At 70.0% G+C, this 20,919-nt stretch carries 17 protein-coding genes and 1 tRNA gene; 7 read left to right on the top strand and 11 right to left on the bottom strand.

The window, feature by feature from the left end:
• Positions 1 to 2: 2 nt before the first annotated feature.
• Positions 3 to 668 carry a peptide deformylase gene (locus AAD496_RS03115; RefSeq protein ID WP_349827172.1) on the bottom strand — a complete coding sequence of 222 codons (666 nt, stop codon included), beginning with the start codon at positions 666 to 668 and terminating at the stop codon, positions 3 to 5.
• Between the two features lie 136 nt (positions 669 to 804).
• On the opposite strand from AAD496_RS03115, the gene AAD496_RS03110 reads away from it, so the two are divergent.
• The 3 genes from AAD496_RS03110 to AAD496_RS03100 are packed head-to-tail and all read left to right on the top strand — an operon-like array spanning position 805 to position 3,536.
• Positions 805 to 1,170 (top strand): enoyl-CoA hydratase/isomerase family protein, encoded by a 366-nt coding sequence (locus AAD496_RS03110; RefSeq protein ID WP_349827171.1) that lies wholly within the window; start codon positions 805 to 807, stop codon positions 1,168 to 1,170.
• Positions 1,171 to 1,174: 4 nt separating this feature from the next.
• Positions 1,175 to 2,374, top strand: a complete 1,200-nt coding sequence (locus tag AAD496_RS03105; RefSeq protein WP_349827170.1) for an acyl-CoA dehydrogenase family protein — start codon at positions 1,175 to 1,177, stop codon at positions 2,372 to 2,374.
• A gap of 58 nt (positions 2,375 to 2,432) precedes the next feature.
• Positions 2,433 to 3,536 (top strand): acyl-CoA dehydrogenase family protein, encoded by a 1,104-nt coding sequence (locus AAD496_RS03100; RefSeq protein WP_349827169.1) that lies wholly within the window; start codon positions 2,433 to 2,435, stop codon positions 3,534 to 3,536.
• A gap of 113 nt (positions 3,537 to 3,649) precedes the next feature.
• On the opposite strand, the gene AAD496_RS03095 is transcribed toward AAD496_RS03100, so the two are convergent.
• The 4 genes from AAD496_RS03095 to AAD496_RS03080 form a co-directional block, all read right to left on the bottom strand.
• The gene (locus tag AAD496_RS03095; RefSeq protein ID WP_349827168.1) at positions 3,650 to 3,919 is read right to left on the bottom strand and encodes a hypothetical protein; all 270 of its coding nucleotides are present in this window, start codon (positions 3,917 to 3,919) and stop codon (positions 3,650 to 3,652) included.
• Positions 3,916 to 5,088 (bottom strand): hypothetical protein, encoded by a 1,173-nt coding sequence (locus tag AAD496_RS03090; RefSeq protein WP_349827167.1) that lies wholly within the window; start codon positions 5,086 to 5,088, stop codon positions 3,916 to 3,918. The genes AAD496_RS03095 and AAD496_RS03090 overlap by 4 nt, the downstream gene beginning before the upstream one ends.
• 119 nt (positions 5,089 to 5,207) lie before the next feature.
• On the bottom strand, positions 5,208 to 7,487 hold the full coding sequence (locus AAD496_RS03085; RefSeq protein WP_349827166.1) for a hypothetical protein: 2,280 nt from the start codon (positions 7,485 to 7,487) through the stop codon (positions 5,208 to 5,210).
• A 218-nt stretch (positions 7,488 to 7,705) separates the two neighbouring features.
• Positions 7,706 to 9,553 (bottom strand): hypothetical protein, encoded by a 1,848-nt coding sequence (locus tag AAD496_RS03080; RefSeq protein ID WP_349827165.1) that lies wholly within the window; start codon positions 9,551 to 9,553, stop codon positions 7,706 to 7,708.
• 342 nt (positions 9,554 to 9,895) lie between these two features.
• On the opposite strand from AAD496_RS03080, the gene AAD496_RS03075 reads away from it, so the two are divergent.
• Complete coding sequence (locus tag AAD496_RS03075) at positions 9,896 to 10,738, top strand: HAD-IIA family hydrolase (protein WP_349827164.1); 843 nt, start codon at positions 9,896 to 9,898, stop codon at positions 10,736 to 10,738.
• 97 nt (positions 10,739 to 10,835) lie between these two features.
• Here the strand turns inward: AAD496_RS03075 and AAD496_RS03070 are convergent, their stop codons facing one another.
• On the bottom strand, positions 10,836 to 11,612 hold the full coding sequence (locus AAD496_RS03070) for a DUF305 domain-containing protein (RefSeq protein WP_349827163.1): 777 nt from the start codon (positions 11,610 to 11,612) through the stop codon (positions 10,836 to 10,838).
• A 137-nt stretch (positions 11,613 to 11,749) separates the two neighbouring features.
• Between AAD496_RS03070 and AAD496_RS03065 the strand changes: the two genes are divergently transcribed.
• Positions 11,750 to 13,210 (top strand): LVIVD repeat-containing protein, encoded by a 1,461-nt coding sequence (locus AAD496_RS03065; protein ID WP_349827162.1) that lies wholly within the window; start codon positions 11,750 to 11,752, stop codon positions 13,208 to 13,210.
• Between the two features lie 147 nt (positions 13,211 to 13,357).
• Here AAD496_RS03065 and AAD496_RS03060 read toward each other — a convergent pair whose 3' ends face one another.
• Both AAD496_RS03060 and AAD496_RS03055 read right to left on the bottom strand, forming a co-directional pair.
• Positions 13,358 to 14,056: an NUDIX hydrolase gene (locus AAD496_RS03060; protein ID WP_349827161.1), complete on the bottom strand. Its 699-nt coding sequence runs from the start codon at positions 14,054 to 14,056 to the stop codon at positions 13,358 to 13,360.
• A 49-nt stretch (positions 14,057 to 14,105) separates the two neighbouring features.
• Complete coding sequence (locus tag AAD496_RS03055) at positions 14,106 to 14,966, bottom strand: universal stress protein (protein ID WP_349827160.1); 861 nt, start codon at positions 14,964 to 14,966, stop codon at positions 14,106 to 14,108.
• 135 nt (positions 14,967 to 15,101) lie between these two features.
• Between AAD496_RS03055 and AAD496_RS03050 the strand changes: the two genes are divergently transcribed.
• Positions 15,102 to 15,995, top strand: a complete 894-nt coding sequence (locus AAD496_RS03050) for a 3-hydroxyacyl-CoA dehydrogenase family protein (RefSeq protein WP_349827159.1) — start codon at positions 15,102 to 15,104, stop codon at positions 15,993 to 15,995.
• Between the two features lie 160 nt (positions 15,996 to 16,155).
• On the opposite strand, the gene AAD496_RS03045 is transcribed toward AAD496_RS03050, so the two are convergent.
• From AAD496_RS03045 to tmk, 3 genes are all read right to left on the bottom strand, one after another.
• Positions 16,156 to 16,228, bottom strand: a tRNA-Thr gene (locus AAD496_RS03045).
• 114 nt (positions 16,229 to 16,342) lie between these two features.
• Positions 16,343 to 17,515 (bottom strand): DNA polymerase III subunit delta', encoded by a 1,173-nt coding sequence (locus AAD496_RS03040; RefSeq protein ID WP_349827158.1) that lies wholly within the window; start codon positions 17,513 to 17,515, stop codon positions 16,343 to 16,345.
• The gene (gene tmk, locus AAD496_RS03035; protein ID WP_349827157.1) at positions 17,512 to 20,100 is read right to left on the bottom strand and encodes a dTMP kinase; all 2,589 of its coding nucleotides are present in this window, start codon (positions 20,098 to 20,100) and stop codon (positions 17,512 to 17,514) included. The genes AAD496_RS03040 and tmk overlap by 4 nt, the downstream gene beginning before the upstream one ends.
• 71 nt (positions 20,101 to 20,171) lie before the next feature.
• On the opposite strand from tmk, the gene AAD496_RS03030 reads away from it, so the two are divergent.
• Positions 20,172 to 20,918, top strand: a complete 747-nt coding sequence (locus AAD496_RS03030; RefSeq protein WP_349827156.1) for a lipoyl protein ligase domain-containing protein — start codon at positions 20,172 to 20,174, stop codon at positions 20,916 to 20,918.
• Position 20,919: the final 1 nt, after the last annotated feature.

Below are 20,919 nucleotides of genomic sequence, written 5' to 3'. Positions count from 1 at the left end.
GTTCAGAGGATCGGGGACTCGGGTAGGTCGAAGCCGAGGGCCCGGGCCGCCTCCTGCGCGGTCGGCTGGTTCCACCACCGCATCACCTGCTTGGTCGTCGCCAGCGAGCGCAGTTCGGCCTTGTCGGTGTAGAGGACGCCGTCCAGGTGGTCCGTCTCGTGTGCGACGATCCGGGCTTCCCACCCGGAGACCTCCCGGTCGGCGGACGTCCCGTCGAGCGCGGTGCCCGTGAGTTCGATCGTCCGCGGCCGGGCGACGACCGCCTGGTAACCGGGGATCGACAGGCACCCCTCGAAGAAGGACACCTGCTGATCGGTCGCGGCGGTGTAGCGGGAGTTGAGGACGACGGTCGTGTCGATGCCGTGTCGGTCGCGCGCCTCGGCGACCTCGGGGGTGACACGGGCGGGGTCCTCCGCGACGAACATGCGCAGGGAGATGCCCACCTGTGGGGCCGCCAGGCCCACGCCCGGTGCCCATTTCATGGTGGCGAGCATGACCTCGGCGAGTTTCTGCAGGGTGGCGTCGTCGACCTGGCCGTCGAAGTCCTCGGTGACGGTGCGCAGGACCGGGTCACCGGCCTCGACGACGGGCACGATCCCGTTGTTCATCTCCGCCTGGGTGAGGACGGAGTCGATCTGGTCGCGGACGCTGAGGGGAGTCGCAGTCATGGTCCCCCAGTCTAGGTGCGGGAGTCTTCAAATCGTTGACAGATCGTTCGTTCAACGTGAAGATGACCGGGACCGTGACGTGCGACACGACGATGTGCCGTACAGGTCCCGACCGAGACCCCAGGGAGGCCCTCACGTGGGTGAACTCGTACTGCGCACCGACCACGACGGCTGGACGGAGCTCAGGCTCAACCGCCCGGAGAAGCTCAACGCCCTCACCGTGGCGATGTTCTCCGAACTCCGCGCCCACGTGACCGACCTCGCCACGGACACGTCCGTCCGCTGCGTCGTCCTCCGGGGTGCCGGGAAGTGCTTCTCCGCCGGTCGCATCGCCGCGCAGTCGCCCTTCTCGCACGCCGCGAACAAGGAACTGCTCGACTCCACCGATGCCGTGCACCTCGACGCGGGGCTCGTCCGCGAGGTCATGGACAGCAGGGGCATGGGCCCCGACGCCCGCGACCGCATCGCCGCCTTCACGGACCAGACGGACACGAAGGGCTGAGACCATGGACCTCACACCGAGCACCGATTTCGAGGACTTCCGCGCGGAGGTCGCCTCCTTCCTCGACTCCGCACCCACCGACGCGATCCGGGAGGCCGGCCGGAAGACGACGAGCGCCTTCGCCCCCTTCGACCAGGCCATGGCCTGGCAGAAGATCCTCCACACCCGCGGGTGGGCGGCCCCGGACTGGCCGGTCGAGCACGGCGGCACCGGCTGGAGCGTCGAACAACGCTACGTCTTCGCCGACGAGTACCAGAAGCGCGGCCTGCCGCCCCTGCTGCCCAACGGCCTGCGCATGGTCGGCCCGCTCCTCATGGAGCTCGGGACCCCCGAACAACAGCAGAAGCACCTGCCGGGGATTCTCGCGGGTGAGGACTACTGGACGCAGGGGTACTCGGAACCGGGTGCGGGTTCCGACCTCGCCTCGCTCGGCTGCACCGCGGTGGCCGACGGCGACGACTACGTCATCAACGGCAGCAAGATCTGGACGACGCTGGCCCACCGCGCCAACCGCATGTTCATGCTCGTGCGCACCGACAACTCCGGGAAGAAGCAGGAGGGCATCACCTTCCTCCTCCTCGACCGCACGGATTACCCCGGCATGGAGATCCGGCCGATCATCGGCCTCGACGGGGAACCCGAACAGTGCGAGGTCTTCTTCACCGACGTCCGGGTCCCGCAGTCCGGCCGGGTGGGTGCCGAGAACGACGGCTGGACCGTCGCGAAGGCCCTGCTCAAGCACGAACGCGGCGTCGCCGCGGCGAGCCCCGCCATGCGCCGCCAGCTCGAACGGATCCGCGAGTCGGCCACGGCCACCCCCTCACCCTTCGGCGGCACACTGGCCGACCAGGCCGACTTCCAGCGGGAACTCGGGGAACTGGAGGCGGAGGTCGCCTCCCAGGAGCACTTCGAGAAGCTCGCCATCAGCGGCCACCCGCTCTCGCAGGACCCCGCCATCTCCTCGCTCGCCAAGCTCATGAGTTCCGAACTCACGCAGCGGATCTCGGAACTCATGATCCGCGTGCTCGGGCTCGACGCCCTGCCCGACCGCCGCGCGGCCCTGCAGGTCGGCGCCGACGACGCGCATGTGACCGACCCGCTCGCCCTCATCGGCATGCCCTACTACCTCAACAGCCGGGCCACGAGCATCTACGCCGGGACCAACGAGGTGCAGCGGGACCTCCTCGCCCGCTCGCTGCGTTGAACGCCGCCCCGACCCCGGCACCCCGCCGCTCTCTGCGAGCCTGAGAAAAGAGACCACCATGGACTTCACCTTCAGCTCGGAGCAGGACGAGCTCCGCGCCACCGTCGACAAGGCGCTGGGACGCCACTACGACCTCGACACCCGCCGGGAGATCTCCGCCTCGGAGGCCGGCTGGTCGTCCGCGGTCTGGGACCGCCTCGTCGACCTCGGACTCACCGCCATCCCCTTCCCGGAGTCGGCCGGCGGCCTGGACGGCTCGGTCGTCGACCTCGTCGCCGTCGCCGAGCGCCTGGGCGCCCACCTCGTCGTCGAACCCTGGACCGCCTCCGTCGTCCTCGCCGGGGGCCTGCTCACAGCCGCCGCGCAAGAGCCCTCCAGGACCTCCCCGGACGTGCCCCTGGCCGCGTGGACCGAAGGGGTCGCCGCAGGGTCGCTCCGTGCCACCCTCGGCCACGAGGAGGGCCGGGGCACCCCGGACCCGGAGCTCGTCACGACCGTCGCCGAACGCGCGGACGGCGGGCACACGCTCAGCGGGTCCAAGCGCCTGGTGCTGCACGGCGACCAGGCGGATCTCGTCCTCGTGACCGCCCGTCTCGACGAGAGCCTGGCATTGTTCGCCGTCGAGGGCCCGATCGCGGGCGCCCGCGGCTACACGACGGTCGACGGTCGACGCGCTGCGGACCTGCACCTCGACGCCACTCCGGCGCTCCTCGTCTCCGCCGAGGCGGACCGGTTCCTGGCACCGACCCTCGACCGTGCCCTCGTCGTCCTCGCCGCCGAGGCGGTCGGGGCCATGGGAGAATCACTCGCCCGCACCGCCGAATACGTCTCCACCCGCGAACAGTTCGGCAAACCGATCGGCACCTTCCAGGCGATCGCCCACCGACTGGCCGACATGAAGATCGCGTACACGCGGGCCCGCGCCACCCTGCTGTACACGACGGCCCTCGCCGAGGCCGGACGTCTCACCGGCCGTGACGTCTCGGTGCTCAAGGCCCAGGTGGGACGGCTGGGCAAGCAGGTGGGCGAGTCCGCGATCCAGGCGCACGGCGGCGTGGGCATGACCGACGAACTGTCGATCGGCCACCTGCACAAGCGGATCCTCACCATCGACGCGATGTTCGGTGGACACGACCACCACACCCGACTGTTGGGGGTCTGAGGGCGGATACGGGTGCGCCACCGGCGTTGTCCTCGCTCGAAGTACCAACCCCACGTACTCCTTCGCTCGTCCGCCTTGGTGGCACACCCGTCTCCACCCTCAGACCAGCAAGGTCATTCCTCGCCGAAGGCGGCCGCCAGGTTCTCCGCGTTCTCGGAGACGATCCCGCCGGTCACGCTGATGACCTCCGGCAGGTGCGCGAGCGAGAAGAACACCCGCTCGTCCACCGCGGAGATCGCGGTCGCCAGACCCTCGTCCGCGGCGGCCCCGGACGAGGACTGCAGGGCCGAGCGGATCTCCGAGTTCGCCCCCTCGTAGTCGACGCGCAGGCCCTTGATGGTGCTCGCGTGTTCCCGCAGGGCATCGATGTCGCCACCGCTCATGACTGTGCCTTCCCTGTTTTGTCGGACTGAGTGCTGTCGGACCGAGTGTCGTCGCCACGTCCCGACCGCCCGCGGTCGTCGCCCGCCGACCTCCCCGACGGTCGCGGACTGCGGAGGGACGCCTCGGCGAGGAAGGCCTCGGGCTCACGGGAGTTCTCCGCCAATTGTCGTTCGACGATCTCCGTGGGCAGCGCATGGTCCGGCAACCCGAACTGAGCGGCGAGCCGACCGAGTGTGGGACCGTCCACCTCGCGCAGCTGCAGGACCGGACCGTCATGGGTCGCCTCGGCGACGGTGACGTCCTCGGCACCCACGTACACGGTCACGCGACGCTCGGTGAACCCCGGGACCGTGCGGTTCCCGTCGAGGAACACCTCCTGGACGAAGGCGTGCATGGACCCGGGCACGTACCCCTCCCGGACCCCACGGCCGGGGAACCACCGGGAGATGTTGCGTCCGTGGATCGTCGTGACGATCCGGGCGTCGGTCTCGATCCCTCCCATCGTCGCGTCGCCGCGGATCACGTCGGCCATGTCGACCCGGCGGGTGTCGCCCGTGCGCCGGGCCGTGCCGTGCGGGTCGACGAAGGCGGCCAGACGCGCCGCGGCCCCGGTCAGCGGCCCGACGGAGAACACATGGGTGCCGTCGGCGGTGACGATCTCCTCGACGACGCGGTCGAGATCGGTGAACTGGTGGTGGACCAGGGTCGTCGCGGTCTCCGCGGTCTCCCGATGGGCCCGCACCGTCTGGGGCGACGAGCGGATCGCCATGACGGTGCCCTGGAGTTCGGAGGTCGCCTGGAGGCGGATCCGGCTCTCAGCGGTGTCCCCACCCATGTCCACCGGGTGGACCAGGCGCCGGGCCACGAGCAGGCGCGCGGCGGTCTCCTTCGCCTGGTCACGGAGTTCGGGCGCGAGCCCGTGGAGGTAGGGGAATCCGCCACGGTGCCGTTCGGAGTCGAGGAGCACGGACAACTCCTCGTCGACGAGGGTCACGAGTGGGACGAAGTCCTCCCGCCCGGAGTCGAGTACGCGGAACAGTGCCTCCGTGGGATCGACGGGGACCAGGTGGGAGGGATGGAGGGGCAGCGCGGTCGCCGGGGAGACGAAGGGGTCTCCGGGCCCGGCGGGCGCCTCGGCGGCGGGGGTGCTGTCTGTGGAAGTCGTCACGTCACCCCATGGTGGTCGATGAGTGTGAATGCCGGGTGACCCGGGACGGGATCGGTGTATCGATCCCGGAACACCCCGGCATCAGAACGGCTCGGTCCCGGGTGATCGGTCCCGGGTGATCAGTCCCAGAAGGTAAGGGCGTCGCCGACGTCGCTGAGTCTGTCCCCGGCCCAGTCGGTGGCCTCGCCCAGGCGGTCACCGGTCCAGTCGACGGCCTTGAGTCCGCCCTCGGCCACCGCCATCGCGCCGTTCGCGGTGTTCCCCGCGAACTGGACGAACTCGTTGCCCCGGTGGTCGTCCATCCAGTCGTCCACGGCCGCCTGGGCGTCGTCGATGTCGTCGTCCCACTGCTCGGCGTTGTCATACAGGTAGTTGCCCAGAGCCCATGCGCCGGCGGCGGTCGCGGCGACCACGGTGACGGGTGCGGCCACCGTCCCGAGGGTCACGAGCCCGGCCGAGGACGCGAGACCTGCGACACCCGAGGCGAGCCCCACTCCGGCCATCGCCCGGTCGACGTCCCCACGGAATCCCTCGTAGTTCGACCCGTTCCACACCGTCTGCGCATCGTTCACCACCCCGAGCACGCCCAGCGTGCGGAAGGCGTTGACGTCCACGGCCGAGGCGACGTTCCGCCACCGCGGCCCGTCCGGGGACGCACTCACCGCCGAGGTCGTCCCGACCCCTTCCTGGAGGTGAGGCAGGTGGGCCCTCACCGCCGGGTTGGGAATGTGTGCCGTGATCCGGGTGTTCGGGTCGTAGGTGACCGTCCAGGTCCCCGGATTCACCGAGGGCACCGGTCGTTTGCCGGTCACCAGCCCGTCGTACAGGGGACGGGCGAAGGCGTCGGTGGGTGAGTGGAAGGTCGTCCATGTCGTCCCGTTGAGCGGCCGCAGGTGGGCCGGGTCGACGGGGGTGCCCCCACGGACGGCCTGCAGATCCTGGAGGTGGCGGCCCACCCGCCACACCCGGGCGTCCTTGTCGAACCAGAAGCGGTGCAGGTACCGCCCGGAGGACACCGCCTGCTGCCAGTTGAAGGGCTCGTCCACCGGCGCCGAGACCGTCGCAGTGGTCCCGTCAACGGGGTCCGTGCCCGGCACAATCGGATCCGGCACCGCGGCCTCCAGATCGGCCACGTCGGCCCGGTGGTTCTCCGGGATCGACCACGGCGGCCCGGGCCAGTACCCGTGTGCCCACTGTTCCGCCGGGGTCATGGCGAAGATCTCCTCCGGCGTGTGCGGCAACACCTGGGCGTCGGCGGGCACCGGGTCACCGGTCGTGGGGTCGACGGGAGCGTAGGGATCGGTGTGCGGCAGTCCGTCGTGCCCCATGAGATGCGGGTACTGCTCCGCGATGTCCCCGATGACCTCCTCGAGACCGTGCTGCCGGGCGAGATCCTCCCAGCCGTCCTCCTGTGGGGACGAGCCGGACACGGTACCCGGTGTGTGTCTCCCGTCGTCGAGCGCCGAGGGGTCGAGCTCACCGGCGTCGACGAGGTCCTGCTCCGTCGCGGTGGCGTACCCGGCGGCCGCGAACTCGCCGTACCGCCGTTCGTGCTCGCGCAGCGCGAGGCCCTCGCCCAGGAGCCACTGCCACTGCTCCTCCGGGGTGTCGTAACCCATCTCCGGGAGTGTGAGCCCCGTCCTCACCGAGTAGAGCTCCAGTTCGTGCTGCCGGGCGTCGAACAGGACCTCGACCGGGTCGAGTTCGACGTACAGCCCGTCGAAGGCCTCCGTGGCCCCGGACACCGCCGTCCGGTACCGCTCCTGTTCCTCTTCGGCCTGCGTGACCAGCCCTTCCTGGGCCAGGTCGATCTGGTTGATCGCGCTCCAGTGGTTCGTCGAGTCGATGACGGTCGGCAGTCCCAGCAGGCTCCCCGTCCGGGTCAACGACACCGCGACTGGCAAGGGGTTCAGTGGCGAGACCCAGGGATCCGGGGGTGCGAGCGTGGGCGTGCCGGTTCCCGAACCCGTGGACGAGCCGGGGGCCGGTGACTCGCCGTCGGGGCTCGGAGGGGTGAGGCTCCGCATGCCCTCCCAGGTCTGGTACGCCTGGTCGATCGCCCGCCGGTCGTACTCCAGATCGACCCACTTCTCCCGGGTCGTCTCCAGCACCTCCTTCACGTCCGAGACGTCCGAGGCGAAATCCGACAAGGCCGTCGAGGCGCCCGCCGCCGTCTCCTGCGACGCCGAGAGCATCGACGTCGCCTTGCCGACGTAGTAGAACAACTGCTGCGCCCGCGTGGAACTCATCGCATCCATCGCCCCGGCCGACTGCTGCTCGAAGGTCGTGAGCGTGGTCCCGACGGTCTCCGCCTGCGTCGAGAGGGTCCGCGACCGTCCGAGCAGTGCCGCATCGTCGTCCCTGGGCGCATCCATGCACGCCGGTGCCGTCACGTTCATGGGTCCCCCTGTCGCTCGGCTGCACCACCGGACCGATCATCCGCCCATGCACCCGTGCGATCACCCGGAACGAGGAACTGTTCACCGCCGGTTCACCGAGTTCCCGTGGACCCGACACGGATGTGCCGGTTCGGTGACACACGCTGCTCTCCCGACGGACCGTGTTCTCCTGCCAGTGCGGGTTCTCCCGCCGGACCGTGTTCTCCCTCCCGACCGCCTCAGTCCCAGAAGGTGAGCGCGTCGCCCAGGTCACCCAGCCCGTCGCCGACCATGTCGACGGCTTTGAGACCCACTTCGGCCAGGCCCATCCCACCGTTCGCGGCATACCCGAGCGCCTGCACCAGTCCGTTGCCCTCGTGCTCGGCCATCCAGTCGTCGACCGTGGACTGTGCGACATCGATGTCGTCGTCCCATTGTTCGGCGTTGTCGTACAGGTAGTTGCCGAGGGCCCACCCACCGGCGGCGAGGCCGGCGATCGCCGTGACGGGGGCGGCGACGGTTCCGAGCGTGACGAGCCCGGCGGCCGAGGCCAGACCGGCGGCACCGGAGACGAGCCCGACGCCCGCCATCCCGTAGTCGACGGCGCCCCGCATACCCGTGTACTGCGAGCCCTCCAGCAGCGTCTGCGCATCGCCGACCATCCCGACGAACCCCACCGCTCGGAACAGATTCAGATCGACTGCCGACGCCACCGTCCGCCAGGTCTGGGGCTGCGGGACCCCGCCGGTCAGAGCCGTGCGTTCTCCCGTCATCAGTGCGTCGTACATGGGGTCCCGATAGACCGCGGACGGCCGGTGGACATGGGTGTATTGCGGCGTGGTCGGCCCGAGAGCATGGGGATCGGGTCGAAAAGTCGGCGGATCGGCGATCGCTTCGGGGAGTTCCCGCCCGAGGTAATTCGCATACGACAGGAACTGCGGCACCGTCAGCGGCTCCGGGCCGTGGTCCACCCACGGCCCTGTCGGGCGGGTCAGGTGGTGGACCGGCTCCGGTCTGGTCCCGGGCAGGTCCTCGATCCGTGGGGGCGCCTCGGCGGCGGTGTCCGACCTCCCCGTGGGACCGAGGACGCCGGGATACTGCGCCCGCAGGTCCCCGATGATCCCGTCGAGCCCGTGCGCCCGGAGGGTCTCCTCCCAGTTCTCCTCGCGGCCGCCGCCCACGGTGGTTCCCCCGGGCCCGGTCGTCCCGTCACCCGCGTGCTCGCCGTAGCGCCGTTCGTGCTCGCGCAGCGCGAGGCCCTCGCCCAGGAGCCACTGCCACTGCTCCTCCGGGCTCTCGTACCCGAGTTCCGGGAGGGTGAGCCCCGTCCGGACGGTGAACAGGTCGAGTTCGTGCATTCGGGCCTCGAAGAGCACTTCGGCCGGATCGAGCTCGACGTAGAGACCGTCGAACCGTTCGGTCGCCCGTGCCACCGCGGTCCGGTACCGCTCCTGCTCGCCCTCGGCGTCGCCCACCAGCCCCGCCTGGGCCGTGTCGATCTGGTTGATCGCGCTCCAGTGGTTCGTCGAATCGATCGCCGTCGGCAGGCCCAGCAGGCTCCCCGTCCGGGTCAACGACACCGCGACGGGCAAGGGGTTCAGTGGCGAGACCCAGGGATCCGGGGGTGCGAGCGTGGGCGTGCCGGTTCCCGAACCCGTGGACGAGCCGGGGGCCGGTGACTCGCCGTCAGGGCTCGGAGGGGTGAGGCTCCGCATGCCCTCCCAGGTCTGGTACGCCTGGTCGATCGCCCGCCGGTCGTACTCCAGATCGACCCACTTCTCCCGGGTCGTCTCCAGCACCTCCTTCACGTCCGAGACGTCCGACGCGAAATCCGACAAGGCCGTCGAGGCGCCCGCCGCCGTCTCCTGCGACGCCGACAACATCGAGGTCGCCTTACCGACGTAGTAGAACAACTGCTGCGCCCGCGTGGAACTCATCGCATCCATCGCCCCGGCCGACTGCTGCTCGAAGGTCGTGAGCGTGGTCCCGACGGTCTCCGCCTGCGTCGAGAGGGTCCGGGACCTCTCCTGCAGGATCCCGTGGTCGTCGGCGGGTGCCTCCATGCACACCGGCGCCGTCACGCTCATCCGTCCTCCTGCTCCTCGACATCATCAGCCCTGGTCAGATCCCTTGTCGCGGTCCGTCGCGGACCACTGGACCGACACACTGGTCCACTCTGGTACACCTCTCGGCCACCCTCCGTCCACGGATGTTCCGGATCGGTGACACACCGCGTTCTTCCATTGGTCTGTGCTCACTCACCGGCCCCCGCTCCCGAGGCGCCCACCGCCTTCCGAGGCACGGGGCCCGTTCCGCCCCTCCCGGGCCACGGGTGGGGAACGTAGGCTGGGAGTGACGGGCGCCTCGGCGGCGTCCGTGTGTGCCGTCCCGTGGGGACGGTCGCGTCCGAAGAACCCCCGGAGGTCATCGTGTCCGACCGCAGTTCGATCGAGTGCTGGCTGACCGACATGGACGGCGTGCTCGTCCAGGAGAACCATCCGCTGCCGGGTGCGGCGGAACTGCTCGACCAGTGGCGGCGCACCGACACGCCGTACCTGGTCCTCACGAACAACTCGATCTACACGGCGCGTGACCTCAGCGCACGCCTGCGGACCTCCGGGCTGGAGGTCCCCGAGGACCGGATCTGGACCTCGGCGATGGCGACCGCGGACTTCCTGCGCAATCAGACCGCCGCGGCGAACGGCGGCAGTGGGCACGGGACGGCCTTCGTCGTCGGCGAGGTGGGACTCACGACCGCGATCCACGAGGCGGGCTTCGTCATGACGGAGGTCGACCCGGAGTTCGTGGTAGTCGGGGAGACGCACACCTACTCGTTCGAGTCGATCACGAAGGCGATCCGCCTCATCAACGGTGGGGCCCGGTTCATCGTGACGAACCCCGATGCGACGGGGCCCAGCCCGGAAGGGGTGCTGCCGGCCACCGGGTCGATCGCCGCGCTCATCACGAAGGCGACGGGGCGGGAGCCCTACGTCGTCGGCAAGCCGAACCCCATGATGTTCCGGTCGGCGCTCAACCGGATCGGCGCGCATTCCAAGCACACGGCGATGATCGGCGACCGGATGGACACGGACATCGTCGCCGGGATGGAGGCGGGCATGCACACCGTCCTCGTCCTGTCCGGGATCTCCGACCACGAGGCGGTCGCCCGCTTCCCGTTCCGCCCGGACGAGATCGTCGCCGGGGTCCACGAACTCCTCGACGCTCCCTTGGAGGAGTACGCCGCGGAACCGGAGACCCTGGGCGGCGCCTGAGATCCACTCAGCCACTGCCCCATATCAGATGCTGGAAGATCTGCGATTTTCCGGTGGCGGAGCGCAGATCTTCCAGCATCTGATTCGCCGGACCGGCTCACCCCATCGCGTCGAGCATGTCCTGCATGCGCGCGATCTCCGCGCCCTGGCTCGAGGTCATGTGCGTGGCCATCTGCTCCACCGTCGCGTCGATGCCGCTGATGACGACCTCGTCGCACATCATGATCGCGCCCTGGTGGTGCTGGATCATGCCGGTGAGGAAGAGGCGGTCGAACTCGGCGCCCTCGGCGGCCTCCAGTTCGGCCATCTGCTCGTCGGTGAGCATGCCGTGCATGGCCATGCCGCCGGGCTGCCAGCCGTTCTCCGCCTCGGCCGGGACGTCGAGGCCGCGGTCCTCCAGCCAGCCGGCCATGAGTGAGATCTCCGCACCCTGTTCCAGGTTCATGCGGTAGGCCAGTCGCTTGAGCTCACCCGACTCGGCCTGCTCGGCGGCCCAGTCGGTCATGGTCAACGCCTGGGCGTGGTGCGGGACCATCATCGTCATGAAGTCGGCGTCCGCGTCGTTCCAGGTGTCCGCCGGATCGGGATCCGGGGTCTCGGAGCCGTCGTCCGGATCGTCCGTCCCGTTGTCGTCACCCGGACCGCCCGGGTTCACCACGACCGGCTCCTCGGTCGTCGGGTCGTCCTTGGGCTTCTTGGGCCCCTTCCCGTCCTTCGGAGCGGCGACGGCAGCGGATCCCGCGCCGAGGACGAATGCCAGGGACAAGGTCAGAATTCCCGCCAGGAATACGGCTCCCGAGCGCCGGGAACGGGTCGTCGTCGACATCGTCGCGTGCTCGGCGATTTCGTTGTGATCATGAGTGGAATCTCCCATGACGTCATCCTTTCCACCGCGTGTAACGGCTGTGTTGAACCCTTGAAAATGCCTGAACGAATCCTCGAAAAGATTTGGACGAAACTTTTTCTGGAGGTAAGACCACAGACATCCGATACAGGAGGTGAAGACGCACCATGCGTCCCAAACGATCCCCATTCACAGGTCGGCGCACGCTCTCCGCGGCCGCTGCCCTGGTCCTGACCGGCACCGCTCTCACTGCGGCGGGCGCCGCAGTCGCCGCCCCGTCCGAGGCCGAGGCGCCTGAGGCCTTCGAGCTCAACGAACAGTTCTCCGAGGCGGAGTTCGCCGACGAACTCGACGCCGACGAGACCTCTGCCGGCCCCGACGTCCTGCCCGGTGAGGTCGCGAGCGAGAACATGGAGCTCGTCACCAACATCCCCATGGACGGTGAACTCCAGGGCACCGGATCCGACCTGGCATTCGAAGGCGATTACGCCTATGCCGGTAACTACGACGGCTTCACGATCTACGAATTGTCGGACGACGGAGTGCCGAACAAGATCACCGAAGTCGTCTGCCCCGGCGCGCAGAACGACGTCTCCGTGTACGGCGATATCCTCATCGCCTCCGTCGACGCCCGGATGACGGACAATTCCTGCAATGCCGAACGCACGAACGACCCGGAGAACTATTGGGAGGGAATTCGCGTCTTCGACGTGAGCGCCCCGACGAACCCGCAGTACCTGCAGGCCGTGGAGACCAAGTGCGGTTCCCACACCCACTCGCTGGCACCGACGAAGAACGGCAAGGACCTGTACGTGTACGTGTCCTCGTACTCGCCGAACGACGCGCTGGCGAACTGCAAGACGCCGCACGACCTGATCTCCGTGGTCAAGGTGCCGGTCGACGACCCGGCCTCCGCCGCCGTCGTCTCCGAGCCCGTCCTGTTCCCGGAGGGCGGCCACGACGGCACCGGACACAGCGGTGTGACCTCCGGTTGCCACGACATCACCACCTACGCCAAGAAGGACCTGGCCGCCGGCGCCTGCATGGGCGACGGCGTCCTCATGGACATCTCCGACCGTGCGAACCCCGTCGCCATCGACACCGTGCGGGACACCGAGAACTTCGCGTTCTGGCACTCGGCCACCTTCAACAACGACGCCACCAAGGTCATCTTCACCGATGAGCTCGGCGGCGGTGGCTGGGGCACCTGCACCGAGGAGTTCGGTCCGGAACTGGGTGCGAACGGCATCTACACCATCGAGGACGACGAGATGGAGTTCGCGTCCTACTACAAGATTCCGCGCATCAACACGGAGAACGAGAACTGCGTCGCGCACAACGGCTCGCTGATCCCGGTCAAGGGCAGGGACATCATGGTCCAGTCCTGGTACCAGGGCGGCACCTCGGTCTTCGACTTCACCGGTCCCTACAACCCGGAGGAGATCGCCTGGTTCGACCGCGGCGAGGGCCTCTCCGACGGCGGCACCTGGTCGTCGTACTACTACAACGGGTACGTCTACTCGAACGACCTGGACCTGGGTCTCGACGTCTTCAAGCTCGATCCGTCGATCGACGGCAAGGCGAAGAAGCTCAAGAGCCTCAATCCGCAGATGCAGGAGAAGTTCTGACCGCGGACTCTCGTGAAGTGACGCGTGTCCTGCAGTGACGCGTGAATGCACCAGGGCGGCCCCCACTTTCGGTGAAGGCCGCCCTCGTGTGTTCAGAAGCTCATGTTCACGGTGGCGGGTCCTCGTGATGGGTCCTCAGAGGGGCCCTCAGACGTGCGTGAAGAGGCGGGAGGGACGACCGCGGCGGCCGTCGGACATCTCCCCGGTGGAGGCCAACCGCGGTTCCATGTGTCGACGGAAGGAATCCCTCTGCAGTTCCTCGCCGAGCACCGCCTCGTGCAGAGCCCGGAGATCTCCGAGGGTGAAGGGCACGTCGAGGACGCGCCAGGGGTCGGGCGCCTCGGCGTACTCGCGGCGGATCCGCTCGATCGCGGCGGCGACCATGCGGGGGTGGTCCCAGGGCAGCGCGATGGACCCGCCGGGGACCGCCTCGGCGGCGGGGACGAGCACCACCTGGCCGGCGGCCAGCCCCTCCTCGACGACGCGGGGGGCCACGACGTCGAGGTGTGCCACGGTCACCACCCACCCGCGGTCGTCGCGGTCCGGGTCGTCGTAGACGTGCAGTTGCCGCGGCTCGCGGCCGCCGATCCCGGCCTTGTCCCGCTGGGACCGCAGGACCGCGTCGCGCAAGCGCTCCCGCTCGTGGACGAAGGTGCCCGGCAACAACCGGGTCTCCCCCGCTCCCGTGGCGCCCGCGGAGTCGGTGCCCGCGGCGCCGGTGGCACCGTCGGGGTCCGTGACCAGCAACAACATGAGCTCCCCGTCGACGACCGTGAACACTGTCGTGTCGACGGCCAGGGAGGGGCGGGGGAAGTCCGTGAGCGCGGGCACGGCGGGTCCGGGCACGGACGGATCGGATGACACGGTGGGCGGGAGCTCCTGATCGGCGCCGGTCTCAGGCGAGGGTGCGGCGGTCGGACAGACGGGGGTCGTCGCGGAACGGTACCAGGAGCACCGAGCAGGCGGCGCGCGGCAACACGGACTGTGCGACACGTCCCAACTGGGACATCATGCTCGCGAACCGGCCCACACCGCGTTTGCCGATGACGAGCAGGTCGGAGTCCGCCGAGCGTTCCACGAGCAGGTCCGCCGGGTCGCCCTCGACGAATTCCGCGTCGATCCGCAGGCCGGGGAACAGCGAACGCAGCCAGGCCATGTCGAGATCGGTCTGCTCCCGTGCGCGTTCCTCCTGCCCGTCGAAGGCGGAGATGCCGACCATCACGTGGACCGGGAGGTCGAGGCCGTTGGCCACGACCGCCGCGTCGAGCGCGGCGATCCCGGCGTACTCGGAGGTGTCGAGACCGACGAGCACCCGCGACCGCGGGGTGACCTGCTGCGACGGGTCCGACCAGGAGTCCGAACGGGGCTTGTGGACCAGCACGCTGCACAGGGCGTGGCCCGGCAGACCGTCGCTCACCGCGCCCAGACGGCCACCGACCCGGTGGTCCTCGACATGGCGGCCGATGACGACCAGACGCGCCTTCTGGGACATACGGGAGAGCACCTCGGCGCCGTCACCGCGTTCGACGAGGGTGGAGACGTCCGTCCCGGGGACGAACTCGCGGGCCTCGGTGGCCAGCGTGTCGAGCGCGGCCCGGGCCGCGTCCACGTCGTCCTGGGGTGCACCCTCGGGGACGACCGTGACGAGGGTGAGAGGGAGGTCGTGGGTCCGGGCCCCCTTGATCGCCCACGCCACCGCGTCGCGTGAGGCCGCGGAACCGTCGAACCCCACGACGATGTCCTGTCTGTGCGTCATACTCGTCCGCCTCCTGGATCGCTCCGGCACCCGCGCGTCGGTACCCACTCACCTCGGCCCGCGCCGTCGCGGTCTGGACCGACCTCGGCGTGGACCCGTGGGACGATCCTAACCGGGCAGGACTACCGTGAACCCATGGACACCATACCGATCTCCACCGTACTCGTCGTCGGCTCCGGGGCCATGGGCTCCCAGATCGCCATGGCCTGCGCCATGGCCGGCCTCACCGTGCACTGTCAGGACATCTCCGCCGAGAGCCTGGAACGCGCGGAGACCTCCCTGCGCACACTCCTCGACTCCCGGGTCGAACGGGAGCGCATCACCGCCGCCGAACGCGACGACGCCTTCGCCCGCCTCACCTTCACCACCGACCTCGAGACCGCTGCCGCCCGCGCCGACCTCGTCATCGAGGCCGCCGTCGAGGACCTGGAGATCAAGCAGGATCTCTTCGCCCGCCTCGACCGCCTCACCCCGGTCCACACGATCCTCGCCTCGAACTCCTCGAGCTTCGTGCCCTCGAAGGTCGGGGCGCGCACGGAGCGGAAGGACCGGGTGTGCAACATCCACTTCTTCAACCCGGCGCTCGTCATGAAGTGCGTCGAGGTCGTCCGGGCCCCGGAGACCTCTGACGCCACCGTCGAGACGGCGCTCGACCTCGTCCGGACGCTCGGCAAGACGCCGGTCGTCATGCAGAAGGAGATCAACGGATTCATCGCCAACCGGATCCTCGACCGGATCCGGAACGAGGCCGTGTTCCTCCTCGAGGGCGGCTACGCCTCCGTCACGGACATCGACCTGGCCTGCCGGACGGCCCTCGGCCACCCGATGGGCCCCTTCGAACTGCAGGACATGACCGGCCTGGACATCGGGTACGCGACCAAGCAGGGCCGCTACGAGGAGACCGGGGACCCCGCCGAGAAGCCCTGGGACTCGCTCGTGGAGAAGGTCGAGGCCGGACACCTGGGCCGCAAGACCGGACAGGGCTGGTACCGCTATGCAGAGGACGGCACCCTCCTCGGCGAGGCCTGAGCGCGGATACGGGGGCGCCACCGGCGAAGTCGTAAGCTCGAAGTACCGAACCCACGTACGTCTTCGCTCCTCCGCCTTGGTGGCACCCCCGTCTCCACGCTCAAGAAACTTGACACGACGAAGGCCCCTCACCTGCTGGTGAGGAGCCTTCTACACTGCGAGCCGCTTGTGGGAATCGAACCCACGACCTTTTCATTACGAGTGAAACGCTCTGCCGACTGAGCTAAAGCGGCAACTCGAAAAGAGTAGAACAGGCGATTCCTGCCGGTCAAACCGGTTCCGGCCCTTCGTGACGGACCTCACGGCGGACCTGACGACGGACCTGACGGCGGACATCCGGACCGACGTCAGGCGGGCTCCACCAACCAGGGGTTCGACAGACCGACGAAGGCGGATTCGACGACGAGCAGCGGCGGCATGTTCGTCTGCAGTCGCTCCCTGGCCGCGCCGATCACGTCGATCCGCCGCAGGGTGCTCGTCGGGTCGGAGGCCTCCGCCATGTCCCGGATCCGCTCCTCCTCGCCGAGGTTGACGAACCCCTCGTGACGGCCGAGCTGGTAGGACAGCACGTCCCGGTAGAGCGAGAGGAGTTCGAGCAGGATCGAGTCGATCTCGTCACTCCGGGCCCGGGCGTCCTTGCGTTTCTGGTCCTCCTCGAACCGCCGGACCTGCGCCCGGACCGAGGGTGGCGGGTTCTTGCCGGGCTCGACGCCCAGGGTCTCCAACAGCTTGGCGCGTGCGGCCTCGGCCTTCTCCTTCGTCCGGGCCTCCGCGCGCTCCTCGGCCTCTTCGACGATCCGCGCGGCCAACCGCACGGTCGACCCGAGGGACCCCAGGTGGCGGGGGATGTCGAGGGTGCGGCGGCGCGCCTCGGGGGCGGTCTCGCTCGTCGCCAGGTACCGCGCCCGCCCGATGTGGTTCTGGGCCGCGGCCGCCGCCCACCGGGCCCGCTCCGGCTCCACCCCGTCCCGGCGGACCAACAGCTCGGCGATCGCATCGGTGGGCGGGATCCGGAGGTTCACGTTCCGGCACCGCGACCGGATGGTCGTGAGCACGTCCTGCGGGCTCGGGGCACACAGGATCCACACGGTGGCCGGCGGAGGTTCCTCGATCGCCTTGAGCAGCACGTTCGAGGTCCGCTCGGCCATCCGGTCGGCGTCCTCGATGACGACGACCCGGTACCGTGCGTTGACCGGGGAGTTCTGGGCGGAGGTCACGAGATCCCGGACCTCGTCGATCGTGATGACCGACTTCTGGGTCCGCATCACGGTCATCGACTCGTGCGCGCCCGCGAGCGCCCGGTTCGCTTCCGGCCCCCGACTCGCACCCTGGTCGGGGCTCAGGAGTGCGGCAGCCAGGGCACGGGCAGCGTTCGAACGTCCGGACCCGGGCGGTCCGGTGATGAGCCAGGCGTGGGTCATCGCCGGTCCCCCGGTCACGGAGTCCCGGGCGGCGGCCGCGAGCTGGGCGACCGCCGCGTCCTGCCCGACGAGGTCGGCCCACACGGAGTCCGCCGTCACAGTCCGTCCTCCGGGCGCTCACGGCCCGAGCGACGCAGACGCGACTGACGCAGTCGCTCCCGCGCCTGGCGTTCGATCTCCGCCTGCCGCGCCAGACGCTCCCGGCCCCCCGCGCCCGAGGCGCCCCGGGGCTCCCCGGAGCCGTCCCGTGGCGGCGTGGCCGGCAGGACGCGGGTGGGTGCGTCCTCGTCGACCGGGGTCCCTGTGTCCTCCGGCCCGGCCTTCTTCGGCCCGGGGTCCGTCTGCGCGGATCCCGCCGGGTCGTCGTCCGTCGTGACGTCCGCCGCACCGTCCCCCGTGTCTCCCCGTGGTCCACGTTCGCGGACCGGTGGCAACACGGTCGTCGCGGCGTCCTCGGAGACCCGGACGGTGTCCGTGGCCGAGGCGCGGTCGACGTCCTCCGGGCTCAGGTCGGCCCGGGGCACGAGCGGGATCTCCCGGGCCACGGCGTCCGTCGGACCGTCGCCGGTGCCCTGTGCATCGCCCCGCGGACCCGGGGTCCGCGGCAGGCGGACGGAAGCCGTGTCCCCGGCGCGCCGGACGAGTGCCCCGGCGAGTGCCGCATCGACGGCGTCCCGGACGTCCGCGGCGACCTCCTCGACCGTGCGTCCGGCGTCGATGACGACGTAGCGTTCCGGGTCCCGGTCGGCCAGATCGAGGTAGGCCTTCCGCACGGCCCGGTGGAACTCCAGGCCCTCGGCGTCGAGGTGGTTCTGCTCGGCGCGCCCGGCCCGGCGGGTGGTCGCGAGATCCGGGTCGATGTCGAGGACGAGGGTGAGGTGCGGGACGAGACCGGAGGTCGCCCACTGGGAGAGTTCGGCCACTTCGGCCTCGGACAGTTCCCGTCCCGCCGCCTGGTAGGCCAGCGAGGAGTCGATGTACCGGTCGGTGACGACCACGGAACCGCGTTCGAGTTCGGGGTCGACGAGTTCCGAGACGTGCTGCGCACGGTCCGCGGCGAACAGCAGGGCCTCGCTCCGGGGACCCACGCCGTCCCCGTCGAGCAGGACCCGCCGGATCTGGTTCCCCGCCGGGGTCCCACCGGGCTCACGCGTGACGACGGGTGTGTCGAGTCCCACGGCCTTGAGGTGGTCGACGAGTGCACGGATCTGGGTCGACTTGCCGGATCCGTCCCCGCCCTCGACGGCGATGAACAGGCCCGTCGTGGTCCGGCGCGGTCCGACCCGGGAGGCGAGAGCCCCGGAGGACGGGGTGCCCGTACCCGCCGTCCCGGAGGTCGCATCCCCGGACCGCGCGGCACTCCCTGACGCACTGCCGGAGGCACCACCGGCCTCCTCGCCGTGGCGCCGCGGCCCGCGGAAGCCGTGGACGACGTCGACCGTGACGCCCTGCAGTCCCTGCGGGACGAACCACAGGTGGGCAGCGACACCCGCGGCCAGCGCCCCGAGTCCGATCACCAGGTAGGCCAACCCGGTGGGAGTGAGCAGCCAGGAGGTGTAGGCGCTCAGCGGGACGACGAACCCCCGGTCGACGAGGGTGAAGAGGAGCGCCAGCACTCCACCGGAGACGATCCCGACCCGACGGGAGAGGACATAGGGCTGGGCCCGGACACCCAGGCCCACCAGGCAGGCGACCCCGCCGGTGAGGACCGCCTTGCCGGACAGTTCGTCGATGACCCCGAGGGCCACTGTGATTCCACCGGCGACGAGGAGGGCGAAGGCGGTGACGCGCGGACGGCTCATGCCCGGGGCGAAGGTGGGGCCGAGCACGTGTCCGAGCGCCCAGCCCCCGAGTGCGGTGCACAGGAGCACGGCGAAACCGGCCTGGCCGAATCCCAGGTCCGCGACGGTCGGCTGGGCGAGGGCGATGACCGCGCCGAGAAGCCCGAAGAGCACGTAGCACGCCCAGGGTCGGTCGATGGGGGAAGGATCACGCAGGACCTTGGTCCGGGCCTTCGGGAAGGACGCGGTCATCACGTCCTCGGCGTCCTCCACGTCACGCCCGAGGAGGACGAGCACCCCGGAGACGAGCAACAGGGCCGCACCGACGAGCAGCGTCCACCGGACGCCGACGGCCCCGCCGCCCACTCCCGTGCCGATCTGGAAGGCATAGGTGAAGAACAGGAGGACGCCCGCCGCGGCCCCGCCCGCGCGCCAAGGTTTGCGCAGGGCTCCGGGGACGAGGACGAGCAGGACCATGACGAGCATGCCCAGACACAGGAAGACGACCCACGCCACCCAGACGAGCGGGACGAAGAAGAGGACCCCGGCCGCCATCGCACCGGCCAGACCGCTGCCGGCGAGCACCTTGCGCTTGAGGGCGGCGGAGCTGTCGGCGAAGACGGCGACCGGGACGAACATCCCGATCCCGGCGAGGACGAAGCACACGAGGAGGGACAGGGAGGCGTGGCGCAGGGAGAACTCCCCCGCCTCGTTCGCCGCGGCGATGTCCCGCAGTTCACCCGGGGAGAGCACTTGGGCGACACCGGTGTACCCGGCGATGCCGAAGGCACTGGCGGCCGCGGCGAGCGCGACCAGCCAGGCGCTGAATTCCAGGGCCAGCGGGCCGAATCCGAAGGACCCCGGTCCGGTGGACGCCGACGGGGTCGTGGCGTGTCGTGTCATCACCCCGACCACCTTAGTCGTGCCCACGGACGTACATCCTCAGGCCTGCCCGAGAGGATTATCCTCGACGGGTGAGAAAGTCCCTCGATCTCGTCACGGCGCACACCCCCGGTGCCGTCGACGCCCTGTCCTTCGCCCGTGTCCTCCTCGACTCCGTGCGGCAGGGCAGACGCCCGGGTGCCCTGCGGATCCACCGACCCGTGCCGACCGCCGCGTTCGGTGCCCGGGACCGGTTCCTCCCGGGGTTCGGCGCGGCCGTCGAGGCGGCCCGGGACCACGGTTTCACCCCGGTGATCCGCTCACTCGGCGGGCGAATCGCCCTCTACCACGACGGCTGCCTGGTCATCGAGCACGCCGAGCCCTCGGACGAGCTCATCGGGGGCACGCGGACCCGGTTCACGCAATTCGGCCACATGTACACCGCGGCACTCCGCGCCGCCGGGGCGGACGCCCACCTCGGCGAGATCCCCGGTGAGTACTGCCCGGGTGAGCACAGCGTCAACGTCGCCGGCCGCATCAAGGCGATCGGCACTGCCCAGCGGGTCACCCGGGAGGGGTGGTTGTTCTCGTCCTCGGTCGTCGTCGAGGACGACGGATCGATCCGGCGGGCGCTCACCGACATCCAGGCCGCGCTCGGCGTCGACTGGGATCCCGTGACCGCCGGCTCGATCGCCGAGGTGCATCCCGCGGTCACCGTCGACGCCGTCGAGGCGCGCCTGACCGAGGCCTACGACGTGGCCCACGACCTGCGTCCGGACACGGCGACGGCCGCCGAACTCGCCGCGATGGGCGAGTACGACGGCCGTCACCGCATCTGAC

It is taken from the genome of Brevibacterium litoralis, assembly GCF_040212315.1.
Classification (GTDB): domain Bacteria; phylum Actinomycetota; class Actinomycetes; order Actinomycetales; family Brevibacteriaceae; genus Brevibacterium; species Brevibacterium litoralis.
This window is presented reverse-complemented; position numbering and strand designations above follow the sequence as displayed.